The 18,018-nt window shown below is 60.7% G+C and carries 16 protein-coding genes; 13 read left to right on the top strand and 3 right to left on the bottom strand.

The genetic code is table 11. The annotated features are described in order from the left end of the window. Positions 1-185: 185 nt before the first annotated feature. From GLP43_RS05125 to GLP43_RS05065, 13 genes are all read left to right on the top strand, one after another. A complete protein-coding gene (locus GLP43_RS05125; protein WP_237278448.1) occupies positions 186-1,625 on the top strand; it encodes a type II and III secretion system protein family protein in 1,440 nt (479 codons plus the stop codon). Further along, positions 1,612-2,316 (top strand): OmpA family protein, encoded by a 705-nt coding sequence (locus tag GLP43_RS05120; RefSeq protein ID WP_074635842.1) that lies wholly within the window; start codon positions 1,612-1,614, stop codon positions 2,314-2,316. Before GLP43_RS05125 ends, GLP43_RS05120 begins: the two co-directional genes overlap by 14 nt. Positions 2,317-2,588: 272 nt before the next feature. After that, entirely contained in the window at positions 2,589-3,827 is a 1,239-nt protein-coding gene (locus GLP43_RS05115; protein WP_237278447.1) for an AAA family ATPase, read from the top strand. Positions 3,828-3,866: 39 nt separating this feature from the next. Further along, entirely contained in the window at positions 3,867-5,312 is a 1,446-nt protein-coding gene (locus tag GLP43_RS05110; protein ID WP_237278446.1) for a CpaF family protein, read from the top strand. 12 nt (positions 5,313-5,324) lie between these two features. Further along, positions 5,325-6,287 carry a type II secretion system F family protein gene (locus tag GLP43_RS05105; RefSeq protein WP_237278445.1) on the top strand — a complete coding sequence of 321 codons (963 nt, stop codon included), beginning with the start codon at positions 5,325-5,327 and terminating at the stop codon, positions 6,285-6,287. 12 nt (positions 6,288-6,299) lie between these two features. After that, entirely contained in the window at positions 6,300-7,256 is a 957-nt protein-coding gene (locus GLP43_RS05100) for a type II secretion system F family protein (RefSeq protein ID WP_373276849.1), read from the top strand. 56 nt (positions 7,257-7,312) lie between these two features. Next, positions 7,313-7,867 carry a tetratricopeptide repeat protein gene (locus GLP43_RS05095; RefSeq protein ID WP_237278444.1) on the top strand — a complete coding sequence of 185 codons (555 nt, stop codon included), beginning with the start codon at positions 7,313-7,315 and terminating at the stop codon, positions 7,865-7,867. A gap of 28 nt (positions 7,868-7,895) precedes the next feature. Continuing rightward, positions 7,896-8,750, top strand: a complete 855-nt coding sequence (locus tag GLP43_RS05090; RefSeq protein ID WP_037943332.1) for a tetratricopeptide repeat protein — start codon at positions 7,896-7,898, stop codon at positions 8,748-8,750. A 3-nt stretch (positions 8,751-8,753) separates the two neighbouring features. Continuing rightward, entirely contained in the window at positions 8,754-9,248 is a 495-nt protein-coding gene (locus GLP43_RS05085) for a prepilin peptidase (RefSeq protein ID WP_037965056.1), read from the top strand. A 60-nt stretch (positions 9,249-9,308) separates the two neighbouring features. Continuing rightward, positions 9,309-10,616: an ATPase gene (locus GLP43_RS05080; protein ID WP_237278443.1), complete on the top strand. Its 1,308-nt coding sequence runs from the start codon at positions 9,309-9,311 to the stop codon at positions 10,614-10,616. A gap of 102 nt (positions 10,617-10,718) precedes the next feature. Continuing rightward, on the top strand, positions 10,719-13,163 hold the full coding sequence (locus GLP43_RS05075) for a ligase-associated DNA damage response DEXH box helicase (protein ID WP_237279919.1): 2,445 nt from the start codon (positions 10,719-10,721) through the stop codon (positions 13,161-13,163). Between the two features lie 258 nt (positions 13,164-13,421). Beyond that, positions 13,422-14,087: a ligase-associated DNA damage response endonuclease PdeM gene (pdeM, locus tag GLP43_RS05070; RefSeq protein WP_237278442.1), complete on the top strand. Its 666-nt coding sequence runs from the start codon at positions 13,422-13,424 to the stop codon at positions 14,085-14,087. Positions 14,088-14,128: 41 nt separating this feature from the next. Next, complete coding sequence (locus GLP43_RS05065) at positions 14,129-14,557, top strand: PaaI family thioesterase (RefSeq protein WP_237278441.1); 429 nt, start codon at positions 14,129-14,131, stop codon at positions 14,555-14,557. Here the strand turns inward: GLP43_RS05065 and folD are convergent. The 3 genes from folD to GLP43_RS05050 form a co-directional block, all read right to left on the bottom strand. Further along, complete coding sequence (gene folD, locus GLP43_RS05060) at positions 14,554-15,456, bottom strand: bifunctional methylenetetrahydrofolate dehydrogenase/methenyltetrahydrofolate cyclohydrolase FolD (RefSeq protein ID WP_237278440.1); 903 nt, start codon at positions 15,454-15,456, stop codon at positions 14,554-14,556. The genes GLP43_RS05065 and folD overlap by 4 nt on opposite strands. Before the next feature lie 94 nt (positions 15,457-15,550). Continuing rightward, on the bottom strand, positions 15,551-17,227 hold the full coding sequence (locus GLP43_RS05055; RefSeq protein ID WP_237278439.1) for a formate--tetrahydrofolate ligase: 1,677 nt from the start codon (positions 17,225-17,227) through the stop codon (positions 15,551-15,553). A gap of 173 nt (positions 17,228-17,400) precedes the next feature. Then, the gene (locus tag GLP43_RS05050; RefSeq protein WP_237278438.1) at positions 17,401-17,982 is read right to left on the bottom strand and encodes an MOSC domain-containing protein; all 582 of its coding nucleotides are present in this window, start codon (positions 17,980-17,982) and stop codon (positions 17,401-17,403) included. Positions 17,983-18,018: the final 36 nt, after the last annotated feature.

Genomic DNA, 18,018 nt, shown 5'->3' with positions numbered 1-18,018 from the left:
GACCTCAGCAACGCCGCGCATCACTTTGCGCGGCGTTTTGCCATTTCGGATATGTTGCTGTTAATCCACATATACCCGCCCCCCCCTGTCATTGATTCTTGCAAAAAAACGCAAAGGACCGCACAGTGTCGCAAACGGCGGGCGCAAAGACCCTATTTTGAGGCGTGATCACAAAGGCAGGTCACATGAAAATCGATAAGTTTATTAAAGCAGCCCTATTGGGACTGACCATTGGCGCGATGCCATTTGCATTGACTGCGCCGATCGACGCGCAGGCCAACACGCTCCGCGTGGTCAAGAAGGGCACCAACCGTGTGTTGGAAGTCCCGATGAACCGCGCGGTTGTGGTTGAAAGCGACATCCCCTTTGCCGAGCTTAGCATCGCCAACCCGGGGATCGCCGATATTTCATCCCTCTCCGATCGCACCATCTATGTGCTGGGCAAATCCCCTGGCCTGACCACGCTGACCCTGCTGGATGCGGCCGGTCAGCTGATCACCAACGTGGATGTGCGCGTTGCGGCGGATGTCTCTGAATTCAAAGAACGCCTGCGGCAGATCCTGCCCGGCGAAAAGATCGAAGTGCGCACGGCCAACGACGGTATCGTCCTATCGGGCATCGTGTCATCGACCCAACGCCTGCAGCGCGCCCTTGATCTGGCCGAACGCTACGCGCCAGAACGCGTCTCCAACCTGATGAGCGTCGGTGGCATCCAGCAGGTGATGATGAAAGTCCGCTTTGCCGAGATGAGCCGATCTGTCTCCAAATCCCTGAGCGCGTCGCTCGCGTTGAACGGGTTGGTGGGCAACGATCTTGCGATCAACGGCGGCACAAATACAACGAACACATCGGCCGCGATTGCAAACTCTCTTGGCGGCACGACACCTGCGTCCAACAGCAACGCAGGCGCGTTACTGTTCGGCTTTAACGCAGGGTCCACCCAAGTCGGGCTGCTGCTTGAAGCCCTAGAGCAGAAGGGTGCCGTACGCTTCCTTGCCGAACCGAACCTCGTCGCGCTGTCCGGGCAAGAGGCGACGTTCCTTGCCGGTGGCGAATACCCCGTGCCTGTCGCCCAGACCGGCGACCAGATTTCGGTGCAGTACAAACCCTTCGGCGTAGAGATGAGCTTTATCCCCCGTGTCGTGGATAAAGACCTGATCAACCTCGAACTCAAAGCCGCTGTGTCGGCGATTGACGCCAGCAACAGCGTGTCCTTGGGCAATGGTTTCGACATCTCGGCCTTCACCCGCCGCGAAACCTCGACCACGGTTGAAATGCGCGACGGCGAAAGCTTTGCGATCGCGGGCCTGCTGACCGACGATTTTACCGATAACTCCAGCCAGTTGCCCTGGATCGGCGATGTGCCTGTATTGGGCGCGTTGTTCCGCAGCGCGAACTATCAGCGCAGCCAGTCCGAGCTGGTGATCATCATCACCGCCCACCTCGTGACCCCCACCCGTGGCGAGGCATTGGCCCTGCCCACCGACCGGATCAAACCGCCCACGGAAAGCGAATTGTTCCTGTCAGGTCGCACGTCCAAAGGCAGCACAGCGCCCACCAAAGGGGCGGCTGGCGAGGTTGCCAAGCAGGACTTTAGCGGGTCATATGGCTATGTATTGGATTGATCAGATGACATCAGCGATCCCTTCGACAGGCAAAATCACCGGGTTATGCGCCGCATTGGCGATGACCGTGGCAGGCTGTGCCAGCAGCCCTGATCCGGTCTACACCCAGTTCCACCGCGAAGCAGGATCCCTGACCGATCTAGGCACCTTTGGAAACGCCACGCTGAACAACCGTTTGGTGATGACAGGCGAACGCCAGTACACCTTCGATCTGGCCAACCGCTTTGCCGGCGAAGTCGAATCCACGGTGACCTTTGCCTTTAACTCGGCCCAGCTGGACGGGGCCGCGCAGGCTGTGCTGCGGCGCCAAGCGGGATGGATCCGCCAGTTCCCCGAGGTCCGCTTCCGCGTGTATGGCCATACCGATGCCGTCGGATCAAACAGCTACAACAAAGCGTTGGGTCTGCGCCGAGCACAATCCGTTGTTGCGTATCTGTCAACACAAGGCATCAGCCGCAGCCGTCTTGAGGCCGTTGTTTCCTTTGGCGAAACACAGCCGTTGATCGTGACACAGGGCCGTGCACGGGCGAACCGTCGCACAGTGACCGAAGTCAGCGGCTTTGTCGGGCGTCATCCCACCGTTCTGGACGGCAAATACGCGCAGATCATCTATCGCGATTACGTTGCCAGCGCCGTGCCACCGACTCAGCTAACGGGCGGTGCCGCTGCTACTGGTACAGCGACGGAATAACCGGATAACAGATACCTCGAGAAGGGCCTGATCGTCGCTGACGGTCGGGCCTTTTGCGTTTCAATACGGCAAATCACTGCGGATCGTTTCAAAAGACCAAACAATAGAAACTATTTAGCCCCAATCTTGCCCAACTTGGCAGGGATATTCACTGCAATAGGACAGTTGCGCCCGGCCACCGTGGTCTGACGCAGGGGACCGCAAGGCAGAGAACAGGGCGACGCCCGATCAGCCCTTGCCGCGCCCCAAAGAGTAGAAGGGGAAGTTTAGGTATGAGCAGCAGTATGCCACAGATTGACGCACCACAGATCATCGCCTGCACTGTCAGCCGTGATGTACAGAACTTTGACCTGCTGATCGAGGATATGGAATCAGCTTTGGGCGAAGCCTGGGGTGATCTCGGCTTTTCTGAAAGCCTCGCTTTTTTCAGCCAGCCCGAAGCGGCGACGCTCGAGCTGATTGCACTCGCGCTTGATTCCGAGGACGAAGAGAACCTGCCGATGATGTCCGAAATCATCTCGCAGGCGAAATCCCGTCATATCAAAGTAATCCTGATCGCCGAAGACATGTCTCCGGCCTCGCTCCATTCCCTGTTGCGTCAGGGTGCGGATGAATTCGTCCCCTACCCGCTGCCCGAAGGCGAATTGGCGGCGACCATCGAACGTCTGCGCGCAGGGCCCGAGCCCACAGCCGAACACGTCGAGGCAGGGCCCAAGCTGAAACCCGGTGCCGATAAAGACGGCGCTGTGATCGTGGTACATGGGTTGGCCGGTGGCACCGGTGCGACCAGCATGGCCGTTAATCTGGCGTGGGAACTGGCGACCTCCGACAAAAAGAACCCGCCAAAGGTCTGCCTGCTGGATCTCGATCTGCAGTTCGGGGCCGTGGCGACCTATCTGGACCTGCCGCGCCGCGAAGTTGTCTATGACATGCTGATCGAGACAGACGAGATGGACGAGGAAAGCTTTGGTCAGGCGTTACTGACCTATGAAGACACGCTTCAGGTGCTGACCGCCCCCGCTGACATGCTGCCGCTTGATCTGATCACCTCGGAAGATGTGACGCGGATTCTGGATATGGCGCGCAACCAGTTCGACTACGTTGTTGTCGATATGCCGTCGACGCTGGTGCAATGGACCGAAACCGTGCTGAGCAATGCGCATGTCTATTTTGCCATGCTCGAACTGGATATGCGCTGCGCCCAAAACGCCCTGCGTTTCAAACGCGCGCTGCAATCCGAAGAGCTGCCGGTCGAAAAGCTGCGCTATGTCATGAACCGCGCGCCGAAATTTACCGACCTTAACGCCAAAGCGCGGGTCAAACGGATGGCAGAAAGCCTTGGTATTTCCATCGACGTGCAGCTGCCTGATGGCGGCAAGCAGGTGACGCAGGCCAACGACCACGGTCTGCCGCTCGCCAATACTGCCGCCAAAAACCCGCTACGCCGCGAGATCGCAAAGCTCGCGTCTTCTATCCACGACCTCAAGGCTGACGAAGCCAAAGCCGCCTGATCCGGCCCAAGCGCCAGATAATTTAGAAAGAGTATTCAGATGTTCTCGAAGTATAAAAAGCCAGGTGACGTTGCCGTAGCCACCCCCGCCCCAAAGGCGAAAGCTCCCGCGCCCCAGCAACAGCCCGAAGAAGCGGTCGCGCCCAAGCCTTCCAGCATGCGCCGCGTGGCCCAGGCCGCAACCGCCGCCCCGCAGGATCGCGACGTGAAGCGCAAGCAACGCATGAGCGACATCAAGCTCGAGCTGCACCGTGCCCTGCTTGAGAACCTGAACCTCGCCGCCCTTGAACACGCCTCGGAACAGGATCTGCGCAGCGAGATCAACGAAATCTCGACCGAGATTCTGGCCGAGAAATCCATCGTGTTGAACCGCGAGGATCGCGTTCAACTGAACTCGGAACTGTATGACGAGGTGACTGGACTTGGCCCGCTGGAAACGCTGCTGAAAGACGACAGCGTCAACGATATTCTGGTTAATGGCCCGCAACAGATCTTTGTTGAACGCGCGGGTAAACTGCAGCTGACCGACGTGACCTTCAAAGACGAAAAGCACTTGCTGCGGATCATCGACAAGATCGTTTCCGCCGTTGGCCGTCGCGTCGATGAAAGCAACCCTTATGTCGATGCGCGCTTGAAAGACGGCTCGCGTTTCAACGCTATGGTCCCGCCGATTGCCGTGGACGGCAGCCTTGTCTCCATTCGTAAGTTTAAGAAAGACAAACTGGGCATTGATGATCTGGTAAGCTTTGGGGCCTTCTCGGAAGAGATGGCCGCCTATCTGCAAGCCGCCGTGGCCACCCGTCTGAATATCATCGTCTCGGGCGGTACGGGCTCTGGTAAAACCACCACGCTGAACGCGCTGTCATCGTTTATTGCCAACGATGAACGTATCCTGACTATCGAAGACACCGCCGAACTTCAGCTGCAACAGACCCACGTGGGCCGCATGGAAAGCCGCCCGCCCAACGTTGAAGGCAAGGGCGAGGTATCCCCGCGCGACTGTCTGAAAAACGCCCTGCGGATGCGTCCTGACCGGATCATCGTCGGCGAGACGCGCGGCGAGGAAGTGATCGACATGCTGCAAGCCATGAACACCGGCCACGATGGGTCGATGACCACGATCCACGCCAACTCTGCCCGCGATGGTGTCAGCCGTCTGGAAAACATGATCGCCATGGCCGGTATCGAAATGCCGCTCAAAGCGGTCCGCAGCCAGATTTCGTCGGCTGTGAACCTGATCGTACAGGCGTCGCGCTTGCAGGACGGGTCGCGCCGCATGACCTCGATCACCGAAATCACTGGCATGGAGGGCGACGTGATCTCTATGCAGGAAATCTTCCGTTTCCAGCGCGTCGGCCTGACGCCCGAAAACAAGATCATCGGCCACTTCACCGGCACCGGCGTGCGCAGCCACTTCTCTGAACGTTTCAAGATGTGGGGCTATGACCTGCCATCGTCGATCTATGAACCCGTTGTGGTCAAGTAAGGATTATCAATCATGAGTGCAGAACCCATTATCTATGGCCTGATCTTCGTCGGTGTCCTTGTGCTGGTCGAAGGGCTGTATCTGGTCGCTTTCGGTAAATCCATCAGCCTCAACAGCAAGGTCAACCGCCGGCTTGAAATGCTGGAAAAAGGCGCGGGCCGCGAAGAGGTTCTGGACAAGCTGCGCAAGGAAATGCAGCAGCACATGGATAACAAATCCATTCCGGTCTATTCCCTGCTCGCCGAGAAAGCACAAAAGGCCGCGATCGCCTTTGCGCCGAAACAGCTGATCATGATCATGGCCGGCCTCTCGGTCGTCGCCTTTCTGGGGCTGACCATCGGCACCAATACCGAAGTGCCCGTGCGTATCCTGATCTCTGTCGGGATCGGTGTCGGGGCCGTATTTTTCTGGATCTCGTCCAAAGCGAAAAAGCGTATGGACATGATCGAAGAGCAGCTGCCTGACGCGGTGGAACTTATGGTGCGGTCGCTGCGCGTGGGCCACCCTTTCACCAGCGCGATCTCTATCGTGTCCAAGGAAATCCAGGACCCGCTGGCGTCGGAATTCGGCGTGATCGCCGATGAAACCGCCTATGGCCGCGACATTGGCGAGGCGCTGAAGGATATGGCCGAACGGCTTGATATGCAGGATTTGCGCTTCCTCGCCGTGGCTGTGACCATCCAGCAGCAATCGGGCGGTAACCTTGCCGAAATCCTTGCAGGGCTGGCCAAAGTCATTCGCGCCCGCTTCCGTCTGTTCCGCCGCGTGCGCGCCATCACGGCTGAAGCGAAATGGTCGGGCAAGTTTCTGTCAGCCTTCCCCGTTGTCGCGCTGATCGTGATCAAACTCGGTGACCCGCATTACTATGACGAAGTCATGACCCATCCGCTGTTCATCCCCGGCTGTATCGCGGTTGTCCTGTTCCTGTCGCTTAACCTCATCGTCATGCGCAAGCTGACCGATATCAAAGTCTAAGGGGGCCTCACTGTGAATTTCCTCAACTCACTCGACACCGCACTTGGCCCCATGGGCTGGATCGCCATTCTGGGCGCATTGGGCCTGACCATGGTGGGCGCAACGCTTGTCATGATCCTGCGCCAGCCCGAAGACCCTTTGGCCAAGCTCAAACGTAGCCAGACCGAGGCTGCCGATGCAGGCAAGCAACAGCGCCTGCGCCAGTCGGACCGCAACGAGAAGCTGCAAAAATTCGCCAAGTTCCTTGAACCCGAAGACGTGGAAGAGCTAAGCGCCAAGGCGCTGCTGCTCCGTCAGGCGGGCTATAGCTCGCGCGATGCGGTACGGTTCTTTCACTTCGCCCAGATGGCGCTTGGTATTGCCGGGCTTGTGATCGGCACCGTCTACATCAACTTCCTTGGCGGCGGCGAAGGCATGACCACCAACAAGATGATGCTGTATACCGTGGGCCCCGGCGGCATCGGATATTTCCTGCCCCGCTATTGGGTGACCCGCCGCGTCGCCGAGCGGAAAGAGGAGATCACACGCGGTTTCCCCGATGCGCTGGACATGATGCTCGTCTGCGTCGAAGCCGGCCAGTCGCTTGATCAATGTATCGTCCGCGTGGCCCGCGAATTGCGCGCCTCCTACCCTGCGCTGGCGGAAGAGTTCGAAATCGTCGCCTATGAGATGAAGGCCGGTAAAGACAAGGTCAGCGTGCTGAACGCCATGGGCGAACGCTGCGGCGTGCAAGATGTGTCGTCCTTTGTGACGGTGCTGGTACAATCCGCCGCCTTCGGGACATCCATCGCCGACGCGCTGCGGGTCTATGCCGCCGAGATGCGCGACAAACGCGTGATGCGCGCGGAAGAAGCCGCAAACAAGTTGCCAACCAAGATGACACTTGCCACAATGATGCTGACCGTTCCTCCGCTGCTGATCATTCTGGTCGCGCCATCGGTGATGAACATTACCAAACTAGGTCAGTAAGGCTCTGCATGATCCACATTCCCAAGCGCGCGTTACCCTTTAGGCTCGCGCTTAGTATGACCCTGATCGCTGGATTGGCCGCTTGCTCTGCAGGCGGTCTTTCCGCGTTTGGGGGCAAGCGCGCCAGCCCTGACAACCCCTTTGCCCCCGGTGTCAACACCCGCAAGGACGCCGAAGACGGGGTAGAGGTCGCCCACCGTCTCATGCGCGCGGGTGAATACGAACTGGCCATCCGCGCCTTCAACCGTGCCGCGCTCGCCTCCCAGTTGGACGCCGAAATCCTGTCGGGACTGGGCAGCGCCAACCTTGGGCTGGGGCGATTGGGTCAGGCGGAAAAGCTGCTGCGCGACGCTGTAGAAAAGGACGCAGCCCATCCCGAGGTCTGGAATAATCTCGGCGTTGTGTTGATGGAGCGCGGCAAACTCGCCGAAGCCCAGCTGACCTTTCGCAAGGCCTATGCGCTCGATAATGGCGAAAGTGACGCAATCCGTGACAATTTGCGCTTAGCACTCGCAAAATCGGAAAACTCTGTTACGATCCCGGATCAAGAAGACAGTTATAAATTGGTGCGGCGCGGCTCGGGCGACTATCTGGTTCGGCCAGCATCATAACGAGGCAGAGCAGTAAAAGGACGCAAAAATGCGCCACCCTATCCTATTGGCCGCCTGCATTGCAGGCGTCGTCGCAGTAGCAGGCTGCGGCAAGAAATCCGGCGAGGATACCGTCACCCGCGCCTTCCAGGACGTGAACGTCGTGGATGAAAGCAACCTCAACGATGTGATGCTGACAGTGGCCGACCCGAACGAGGCGGTCAGCTATTTCACCCGCACCGCGCAGGAAAACCCCGACCGCATCGACATCCAGCGCAGCTTGGGCAAATCCCTGATCCGCGCCAAGCGCAACCAAGAGGCCGCCTCTGTCTGGGGCAAAGTTGCCGCTTCCAAAGATGCCACCGCCGATGACAAGGTTGATTACGCCGACGCGCTGATCCGCGCGGGCGATTGGGCCAAGGCGGAAAAGACGCTGGATTCCGTCCCGCCCACCCATGAAACCTACAACCGCTACCGGCTTGAGGCGATCGTCGCTGACAGCAAGCAGGAATGGGACAAGGCCGACAGTTTTTACGAGATCGCCATTGGTCTGACCACCAAGCCCGGTTCGGTCATGAACAACTGGGGCTACTCTAAACTGACGCGCGGCGACTATCAGGCTGCCGAACGCCTTTTCGGCGAGGCCGTGAAACAGGATTCGACGCTGTTTACCGCCAAGAACAACCTGATCCTCGCCCGTGGCGCACAACGTGAATACAGCCTCCCCCCGATCGAGATGGACCAGACCGAGCGCGCGCAACTACTGCACACCCTTGCCCTCTCCGCGATCAAGAAGGGCGACGTTGAAACCGGTAAAGGGCTGCTGCGCGACGCCATCAGCACCCACCCGCAGCACTTCGAGGCCGCCGTTCGGTCGCTGCGCGCGCTGGAAAACGCAGGCTAACGCGTGGAGATCACCAGCTACGCAGCGCTGTGGTTCCTCCCCTTCGCGCTGCCCCTTTGCGCCTATACGATCTACACCGATCTGGCCTTTATGCGGATCACCAATGTCACGGTGATCGCATTGGCCGCCGTGTTTGTGCTGATCGGCCCGATTGCCCTGCCCTTTGACAGCTACCTCTGGCACCTGCTGGCGATGGTGGTGGCGCTTGTGGTGGGCATCTTCATGAACGCAGGCGGGTTGATGGGCGCGGGGGATGCGAAGTTTATCGCCGCCGCCACGCCCTTTATCGCGCTCGGGGATGTGCGCTTTGTCATGGCGCTGTTCATGGCGACCCTGGTTGCCGCCTATATCATTCACCGTGCCGCCAAATATTCCCCCCTGCGCAAGCTTGCCCCGCAATGGGTCAGCTGGCACGAAGCCAAGAAGTTCCCCATGGGCCTCGCCCTTGGAACTGTACTTGCCGCATATTTAATGCTCGGCGCCTACTTCGGGGCCTGATTTCGCCATATTCAACCGCTACGCCTTGGGGCACGCCCGTTTCCCATGAAAGAAGCCTTCATGAATATGCAAACCAGCGCCGTCATGGCCCCTCCTCCGCCGCGCACCATCCAAGAGATGAAGCTGCCCGTGGTGATGATGCGCGACATCATGATCAAAACGATGTTCCGCAAGAACGTCACCATGGTCAGCGAGCTCGCAGCGGCGATCTGCCTGCCGCTTCAGGTCACGCAGGAACTGGTGGATCTCGCGCGCGAACAACGCCTTCTCGAAGCGACGGGCACGCTCAACGCGAATAACGGCAATGAAATGGGCTACCAGCTGACCGATCTGGGCAAGGCCCGCGCGCTGGATGCCTTGGCGCAATCGGAATACTTCGGGCCGATGCCCGTGCCGCTTGATGTCTACCGCGAACAGATCAAACGCCAGTCCGTGCGCAACATGCAAATCACCCGCGCAAAGCTCGAAGCGGCAATGGGCCATCTGGTGCTCCCGTCCGAGCTGATCGGCAACCTTGGCCCAGCCGTGACGGCCGGTCGCTCCATCCTGATGTACGGCCCCCCCGGCAATGGCAAATCAAGCATCTCCAACGGCATTCGCGATGCGCTTGGCGACCGGATCTATGTCCCCCGCGCGATTGAATACGCCGGTCAGGTGATCACGGTCTATGACCCCATCGTGCACACCGCCATTTCCGAAGAAAAACAAGACCCGACATCCCTGCGCCGGGTGACGCGCTTTGACACCCGCTATGTCAAATGCGAACGCCCCACAGTGATCACCGGGGGCGAGCTGACGCTCGATATGCTTGATCTGGTCTACAACCCCACCGCACGGACCTATCAAGCCCCGCTGCAGCTGAAATCCACCGGCGGCATCTTCATCGTCGACGACCTTGGCCGACAGGCAGAATCGCCACAGGCGCTGGTCAACCGCTGGATCGTGCCGCTGGAAGAAAACAAGGACATCCTCGCCCTGCAATCCGGCGAGAAGTTCGAAGTTCCCTTCGACACGCTGGTGGTCTTCTCCACCAACTTCCACCCCAATGAGATCTTCGACCAGGCCGCCCTGCGCCGGATCTTCTTCAAGATCAAGATCGACGGACCCAATCAGGAAAACTTCCTCAAGATCTTTGCCATGGTCGCAAAGAAGCGAAACGTCAAACTGGACGAGGCGACGCTGATCCATTTGCTGAAAACAAAATACCCCACGATCAACAATGTGTTCGCCAACTATCAGCCGATCTTCCTGATCGACCAGATGATCTCTATCTGCGATTTCGAAGGTATCCCGCATCAGATGCGCCCTGATTTGATCGACCGCGCTTGGGCCAATATGTTCGTCGAGGATGAAACCATCGTCAGGTAGCACCGCGCGCGAAACCGGCGCGGGCATCCGCTTCATTTTGCCAGATAAACTCCGGGGGTGCGGGGGCTGGCCCCCGCGTGCAAACAGCCTATCTTGCAATCCATGCAGACCCTGCCCCCGAAATTCTCCGACTGGTTCGCGACCAAAGGCTGGTCCATCCACCCCCACCAGCAAGACATGCTGGAACGCGCCGACGCGCCCGCGCTGCTGTTGATCGCGCCGACGGGGGGCGGCAAGACGCTGTCTGGTTTTCTGCCCACGCTTGTCGATCTGGCCGAAGGCGATCACGACGGCATGCACACGCTCTATATCTCGCCGCTCAAGGCGCTGGCCGCGGATATCAAGCGCAACCTCACCACCCCGGTGACCGAAATGAGCCTCCCCATCCGGATTGAGGACCGCACCGGCGACACCTCGCAAACGCGCAAACGCCGGCAACGCGCCGACCCGCCCCATATCCTGCTGACCACCCCCGAAAGCCTTGCGCTGCTGACCTCCTACGAGGATGCGCCGCGCATGTTCAAAGGGCTCAAACGTGTCGTGATCGACGAGATCCACGCGCTGGCCGACAGCAAACGGGGCGACCAGCTGATGCTGGCGCTGGCGCGGCTGCAACGTCTGTGCCCGGGGCTGAAACGGGTGGGCCTGTCAGCCACCGTCGAAGACCCCGCAGCCATCGCCCACTTTATGGCACGCCACCCCGACCCCTGCCCGATCCTGCTGGCCGATCCCGGCCCGCCGCCCGACATCCGGATGCTGCGCACGGACGCGGCCCCGCCGTGGTCCGGCAATGGGGCTGCCTATGCGATTCCGGCGGTGCTCGACCAGGTACGCCAGCATAAAACCACCCTGATCTTCCACAACACCCGCGCCCAGGCCGAGGTTTTCTTTCACAATCTCTGGCTCGCCAACGAAGATAGCCTGCCCATCGGCATCCACCACGGGTCGCTCGATCGGCAGCAACGCGAACGGGTCGAAGCCGCGATGGTGCGCGGTGATCTGCGCGCGATTGTCTGTACCGGCAGCCTCGATCTGGGGATCGACTGGGGCGATGTCGATCTCGTGATCCAGATCGGTGCGCCGAAGAATGTCAAACGACTGGTCCAGCGCATCGGGCGGGCCAACCACCGCTATAACGCGCCCTCCAAAGCGCTGCTGGTGCCCGCAAACCGGTTCGAGGTGGTCGAATGTGTCGCCGCCCTCGACGCCGTATTGGCCGGAGAGCTTGACGGCGACCCACGCGGCCCCGGCCCACGCGATGTATTATGCCAGCATATCCTGATCACCGCCTGCGCCGGCCCCTTCGACGCCGATGCGATGTATGCCGAGGTGACCTCTGCCGGGGCCTATGCCAGCCTCAGCCGCGCCGCCTTTGACGCCTGCCTTGATTTCTGTGCCACAGGCGGCTACGCGCTGCGCGCCTACGACAGATGGCAACGTCTGATGTGTACCAACGGCAAATGGCACCTGCGCGACCCTCGCAGCAGCCAGCGTATCCGTATGAACATCGGTACCATTCAGGATACGGACACGCTGAAAGTCCGCATGAAACGCAACCGCGGCGGTGCCCCTTTGGGCGAGATCGAGGAAGGTTTCGCCGCCTCGCTCAGCGCGGGCGACACCTTTCTGATCGGCGGCCAGATCGTCAAATACGAAGGGCTGCGGGAAATGACCGTAGAGGTCAGCCGTTCCGTCGCCAAGAAACCACGCGTCGCCACGTTCATGGGCACCAAATTCGCCACCTCGACCCAGCTCTCCGCCCGCGTGCAACGCATGTTCACCCAAGACAGCTGGCCCGAGCTGCCGCGCCACACGGCTGAATGGCTGACCCTGCAACGCGAAGTCAGCCAACTGCCGCAACCGGGCCGACTGCTGATCGAAAGCTTCCCCCATGAGGGCCGCGCCCAAACGGTCTTCTACGGCTTCGCCGGTCGCAACGCGCAGCAAACGCTCGGGCTGCTGCTGACAAAACGGATGGAGGAACTGGGCCTTAACCCCCTGGGCTTCGTCGCCACCGATTATGCCACCCTGATCTGGGGGCTGGATCCGGTCGATGACCCCGCCCCGCTCGTTGATGCCACAGCCCTGCATGACGGGTTGGACCATTGGCTGGCCGGCAATGCGGTGATGAAACGCACGTTTCGCGCCGCCGCCACGATCGCGGGGCTGATCGAACGGAACACCCCCCAAGCCCGTAAGTCTGGCCGGCAGGCGACCTTCAGCTCCGATATCCTGTATGACACTTTGCAGAAATACGAGCCCGATCACCTCCTGCTCGACATCACCCGCGAAGAGGCCCTGCGCGGGCTGGTCGACTTTGGCCGGATCGAGGAAATGCTGCATCGTATCAAGGGCCGGATAGACCACCGTATCCTCGACCGCGTCAGCCCGCTGTCCGCACCGCTGTTTCTTGAAATGGGCCGTGTGCCGGTTAAGGGGCAGGCGGAAGAGCGTCTGCTGGCCGAGGAATCCGCGCGGTTGATGGAAGCCTCCGGCCTCGCACAGATCACACCCGCGCCGGATAATATCCCCCTCAAACGGCGCTAGACGTGGCAATCGCTGCGCAGCTGAGTATTTTTGAAAGGGTGAATTAACTTTCGCTTAGGTATTTCGCGCCATGGTCACCCCGCGGTACAGGCTGGAGAGCCGATGACCGCAAAGGGTGAAGACGCCCCCACACCCCTCGGGATCAGGCGGGGGCGTCTTCCGCTTCACCCTTTTTCAAATACTCCTGCGCCCCGCCATAGGCGCGTCCATCGGCCAGCGCCCCTTGCGCCCGCGGACAAACTTGGTGATGAACGCAGCATGAACATCGGGTATGACTTCGACTTTTGCGGCGCGCGGCTGACGGCGCTTGGCTCTGGCGCTTTGTGGTGGGCAGATCACGGGCTGCTCTGCGTGTCCGACCTGCATCTTGGCAAAGCCGAACGGATTGCGCGGCGCGGCGGCACGGCGCTTCCCCCTTACGAGACGATGGACACGTTGACCCGGCTTGCGGCGGCGCTTGACCGTGTGCCCGCGCGCGTCGTGATGTGTCTGGGCGACAGTTTCGACGATCTGCACGCGGCCCACGCCCTGCCCGAGCCAGCGCAGCTGACGCTTGCGCAGTTACAGGCGGGGCGGCAGTGGCTGTGGGTAGAGGGCAACCACGACCCCGGCCCCGTCGAACTGGGGGGGCAGCATCTGGCCGAGCTTGTGATCGGCCCCTTGCAGTTCCGGCATATCGCGCAGGCAGGCGCGCAGGCCGAGGTTTCGGGGCATTATCACCCCAAGGCACGGCTGCGGCTGCGCGGGCGGTCGGTGACGCGTCCGGCCTTCCTCTATGACGACCGACGGCTGATCATGCCTGCCTTTGGCACCTATACCGGCGGGTTGTACAGTGACGCGCCGGTGCTACAGGCATTGATGGGTCCGCAGGCCTGCGCCATACTTACCGGACCGCAGCCCACCGCGATCCCCCTGCCGCGCTAATCGCAGCCAAGGGGCCGGCTATCCATGTTGAAAGAGCCCCTATGACCCCTCAAGAAATCGCCCGCATCCGCGACAGCTTTGACGCACAATCGATGATGCAGACCCTCGGCGCTGAGCTCAGCGATGTGTCGAAGGGGCTCATCCGGATCGAGGCACCGATCCTGCCCGGCACGCGCCAGCAGCAGGGGTTTGGCCACGCGGGGCTGACGTTCTCTATCGGGGACAGCGCTGCGGGCTATGCCGCGCTGACGACACTGCCCTTGGAGTCCGAAGTCGTCACCGCAGAGATCAAGATCAACCTGCTGGCCCCCGCCCGAGGAGACCGGCTGATCGCGATTGGCAAGGTGGTGAAACCGGGCAAGCGGCTTTGTGTGGTCACGGCCGAGGTCTTTGCCCAAACCGGCGACCAGCAGGTGCTGATCGCCTTGCTTCAGGGCACGATGGTGCCGGTGCCAGCGACGGTGGACTAGGCCGTCAGCCCTTCGGGTTCGGGCAGGTCATTGGCACGGCAGCAGGCCGTAACCGTATTAGCCAGCAGGCAGGCGATCGTCATCGGGCCTACGCCCCCCGGCACCGGGGTGATCGCACCGGCCACCTTGGCGCAGCTGTCAAAATCCACATCCCCGACCAAACGGGTCTTGCCTTCACCGCGCTCTGGCGCGTCGAGACGGTTGATGCCCACGTCGATGATTGTAGCCCCCGGTTTGATCCAGTCGCCCGGCACCATCTCGGGGCGGCCCACGGCAGCGATCACGATATCAGCGCGGCGCACGACTGCGGCAAGGTCTTTGGTCCGCGAATGTGCGATGGTCACGGTGCAGCTGTCGTTGAGCAGAAGCTGGGCCATAGGTTTGCCGACGATATTGCTGCGCCCGATCACGACTGCATCCATCCCCGACAGGGTGCCGTGGTGGTCGCGCAGCATCATCAGACAGCCAAGCGGCGTGCAAGGCACCATGGATTTCTGCCCCGTGCCCAACAGACCGACGTTCGAGATATGAAACCCGTCGACATCCTTGGCCGGATCAATCGCGCTGATCACAAGGTCTTCGTTGAGGTGATCGGGCAAGGGGAGCTGTACGAGGATACCGTGGATCGTGTCATCGTTGTTCAGCGTGTCGATCAGGGTCAGAAGCTCCGCCTCTGATGTGGACTCCGCCAGCCGGTGTTCGACCGATTTCATGCCCACTTCGTTGGTCATCTTGCCCTTGGATTTGACATAAACCTCGGAGGCAGGATCGGCCCCGACCAGCACCACGGCCAGCCCCGGCGTGATCCCGTGATCGTCCTTCAGCCGCGTGACGTGCTGGGCGACCTGCCCCCGCACCTGTGCTGCAAATGCCTTGCCGTCGATGATCGTCGCTGTCATGGGGACCGTCCTTTGTCTGTTGTGGCGCTGGTATCACCTGCCACAGCAGGCGAAGGCGCGAAGGGGCGACCCTCCGCGCCCTGTTCATACGCGCTTAGAACAGACCTTCAACATCGCCGATGTCATTGAGACGAATATTTTCGGCAGAAGGCACCCGTGGCAGGCCCGGCATGGTCATAATCTCACCGCAGATGGCCACGACAAAGCCCGCGCCGGCAGACAGGCGCACCTCGCGCACGGGGATGGTAAAGCCGGTTGGCGCGCCGCGGGCTTCGGGATCGGTGGTAAAGCTGTATTGCGTTTTGGCCATACAGACCGGCAGATCGCCATATCCCTGCTCTTCCCAGTCTTTCAACTGGTTGAGGATCTTCTGGTCCATCACCGCCCCATCCGCGCGATAGATCTTTGTGGCGATGGTGTTGATCTTATCGGCCAGTGGCATCGCGTCGGGGTAGAGCGTGGCGAATTCCGCCTGGCCCTTATCGATCGTCTCGACCACTTTCTCGGCAAGTTCGGCAGAGCCAGCGCTGCCCAATTCCCAGTGGCGTGACAGCACGGCCTCGGCCCCTTGCGAGGCGACATAGTCTTTGACCGCCTGCACCTCTGCGTCGGTGTCGGTGACGAAATGGTTGATCGCGACGACGACGGGCACGCCAAAGGATTTCAGGTTCTCGATATGGCGGCCAAGGTTGGGGCAACCGGCCTGCACGGCGTCGACGTTTTCAGCGCCCAGATCGGCCTTGGCCACGCCGCCGTTCATCTTCATCGCGCGCACCGTGGCCACGACCACGACGCAGGACGGTGCAAGCCCCGCCTTGCGGCATTTGATGTTGAGGAACTTCTCGGCCCCCAGATCGGCACCAAAGCCCGCCTCGGTGACCACATAATCCGCCAGCTTCAGCGCGGTGGTGGTCGCGATGACAGAGTTGCAGCCATGCGCAATATTGGCGAAAGGCCCGCCATGCACGAAAGCGGGGTTGTTTTCCAGCGTCTGTACAAGGTTCGGCTGCATCGCGTCTTTGAGCAGCACGGTCATCGCGCCATCCGCTTTGATATCGCGCGCATAGATCGGCTTACGCTCGCGGGTATAGGCGACGATCATGTCGCCAAGACGTTTTTGCAGGTCGTTCAGGTCTTTGGCCAGACAAAGGATCGCCATGACTTCGGATGCGACGGTGATGTCGAACCCGGCCTCGCGGGGGAAACCGTTCGACACACCGCCCAAGGACGCCGTGATCTGGCGCAGGGCGCGGTCGTTCATGTCGACGACGCGGCGCCAGACGACGCGCCGCAGGTCGATCTCTAGCGCGTTGCCCCAATAGATGTGGTTATCGATCATCGCGCTGAGCAGGTTATGCGCCGAGGTGATGGCGTGGAAGTCACCGGTGAAATGCAGGTTCATCTCTTCCATCGGGACGATCTGCGCATAGCCGCCCCCCGCGGCCCCGCCCTTCATGCCGAAGTTCGGACCAAGGGACGCCTCGCGGATACAGACGGCGGCATTCTTGCCGATGCGGTTCAACCCGTCGCCCAGACCGACGGTGGTCGTGGTTTTCCCCTCGCCCGCGGGGGTGGGGTTGATCGCGGTGACGAGGATCAGCTTGCCATCGGGACGGTCCTGCACCGAGTTGATGAACTTTTGCGACACCTTCGCCTTGTCATGGCCGTAGGGCAGCAGATCATCGCTGCTGATGCCCAGCTTTTGCCCGATCTCCTGAATGGGGCGTTTGCTGGCTTCGCGTGCGATTTGGATGTCGGATTTAAAGGTCATATGTCCTCCCTGATGCGCCGTCGGCGTTCTATGTTTCTTATGTCCTCAATACGCCTGTGAGGGCATGGGCAGAGGGGGCAATTCCGACATATCCGGCGCTTGATGCGGCGATCCGGCGGGTGTGTCGCTGATTTGAGCATGGCGGGTCGCTGTGACCCCGCGCCCCATTGGGCCTAGCCGTGCTGCCACGCTGGCTGGTCGGGGATGAACAGGCGCAGCGTATCACCGACGCGCAGTAGCCCCTCGCGTTCGATCCAGGCGGTCACCCCGCGACGGTTCTCGGCCGCGGCCTTGAACTTGGGACCGTGGCCGGGGCTGTCTTGTTCGATCTCGCGACCGGGCAATACGCAGGGGCGGTTTTCGGTATCAATCGTGATCGTCGCACCCGAGGCAGCCTGCAGCCGCGCATTGGGCGGCACATGGGTGAAATCGGGGATGCCCTTGATCACCATCGACGTGCCAAGATGCATGGGGTCCAGTGTCTCCATGCCCATGTCGGACGCGATCAGGGCCATTTCTTCCGCAGACAGGATCGACAGCTGGCGCACGTTCCGGATCTCGGTGCCCTTGGGATAGAGGTTCGTGACCCGCACACAGGACGCGCGGGTCAGCCCCGCGTGCACGTCATCCTCGAAACCGGCGTAGCTGGCGAAAGCTTCGCTCCGGGGTTCGGCGCTGATGCCCTTGGCCAGCTTGGGCACCACACCAAGCCATGTGATCGTTGCGGTAAAATCGGTTTCTTTCATCGTCGGCATGACCGGCATCCTTTCGCGCTGCGTTGTCCGTAACCT

Origin of the sequence: Sulfitobacter sp. M39, from assembly GCF_021735935.1 — a bacterium.
GTDB lineage: Bacteria > Pseudomonadota > Alphaproteobacteria > Rhodobacterales > Rhodobacteraceae > Sulfitobacter.
This window is presented reverse-complemented; position numbering and strand designations above follow the sequence as displayed.

Excerpts from the sequence above, each read along its gene's own strand:
- GLP43_RS05125 (WP_237278448.1), top strand. The coding sequence starts at position 186 with ATGAAAATCGATAAGTTTATTAAAGCAGCCCTATTGGGACTGACCATT.
- GLP43_RS05120 (WP_074635842.1), top strand. The coding sequence starts at position 1,612 with ATGTATTGGATTGATCAGATGACATCAGCGATCCCTTCGACAGGCAAA.
- GLP43_RS05115 (WP_237278447.1), top strand. The coding sequence starts at position 2,589 with ATGAGCAGCAGTATGCCACAGATTGACGCACCACAGATCATCGCCTGC.
- GLP43_RS05110 (WP_237278446.1), top strand. The coding sequence starts at position 3,867 with ATGTTCTCGAAGTATAAAAAGCCAGGTGACGTTGCCGTAGCCACCCCC.
- GLP43_RS05105 (WP_237278445.1), top strand. The coding sequence starts at position 5,325 with ATGAGTGCAGAACCCATTATCTATGGCCTGATCTTCGTCGGTGTCCTT.
- GLP43_RS05095 (WP_237278444.1), top strand. The coding sequence starts at position 7,313 with ATGACCCTGATCGCTGGATTGGCCGCTTGCTCTGCAGGCGGTCTTTCC.
- GLP43_RS05090 (WP_037943332.1), top strand. The coding sequence starts at position 7,896 with ATGCGCCACCCTATCCTATTGGCCGCCTGCATTGCAGGCGTCGTCGCA.
- GLP43_RS05080 (WP_237278443.1), top strand. The coding sequence starts at position 9,309 with ATGAATATGCAAACCAGCGCCGTCATGGCCCCTCCTCCGCCGCGCACC.
- GLP43_RS05075 (WP_237279919.1), top strand. The coding sequence starts at position 10,719 with ATGCAGACCCTGCCCCCGAAATTCTCCGACTGGTTCGCGACCAAAGGC.
- pdeM (WP_237278442.1), top strand. The coding sequence starts at position 13,422 with ATGAACATCGGGTATGACTTCGACTTTTGCGGCGCGCGGCTGACGGCG.
- GLP43_RS05065 (WP_237278441.1), top strand. The coding sequence starts at position 14,129 with ATGACCCCTCAAGAAATCGCCCGCATCCGCGACAGCTTTGACGCACAA.
- folD (WP_237278440.1), bottom strand. The coding sequence starts at position 15,456 with ATGACAGCGACGATCATCGACGGCAAGGCATTTGCAGCACAGGTGCGG.
- GLP43_RS05055 (WP_237278439.1), bottom strand. The coding sequence starts at position 17,227 with ATGACCTTTAAATCCGACATCCAAATCGCACGCGAAGCCAGCAAACGC.
- GLP43_RS05050 (WP_237278438.1), bottom strand. The coding sequence starts at position 17,982 with ATGCCGACGATGAAAGAAACCGATTTTACCGCAACGATCACATGGCTT.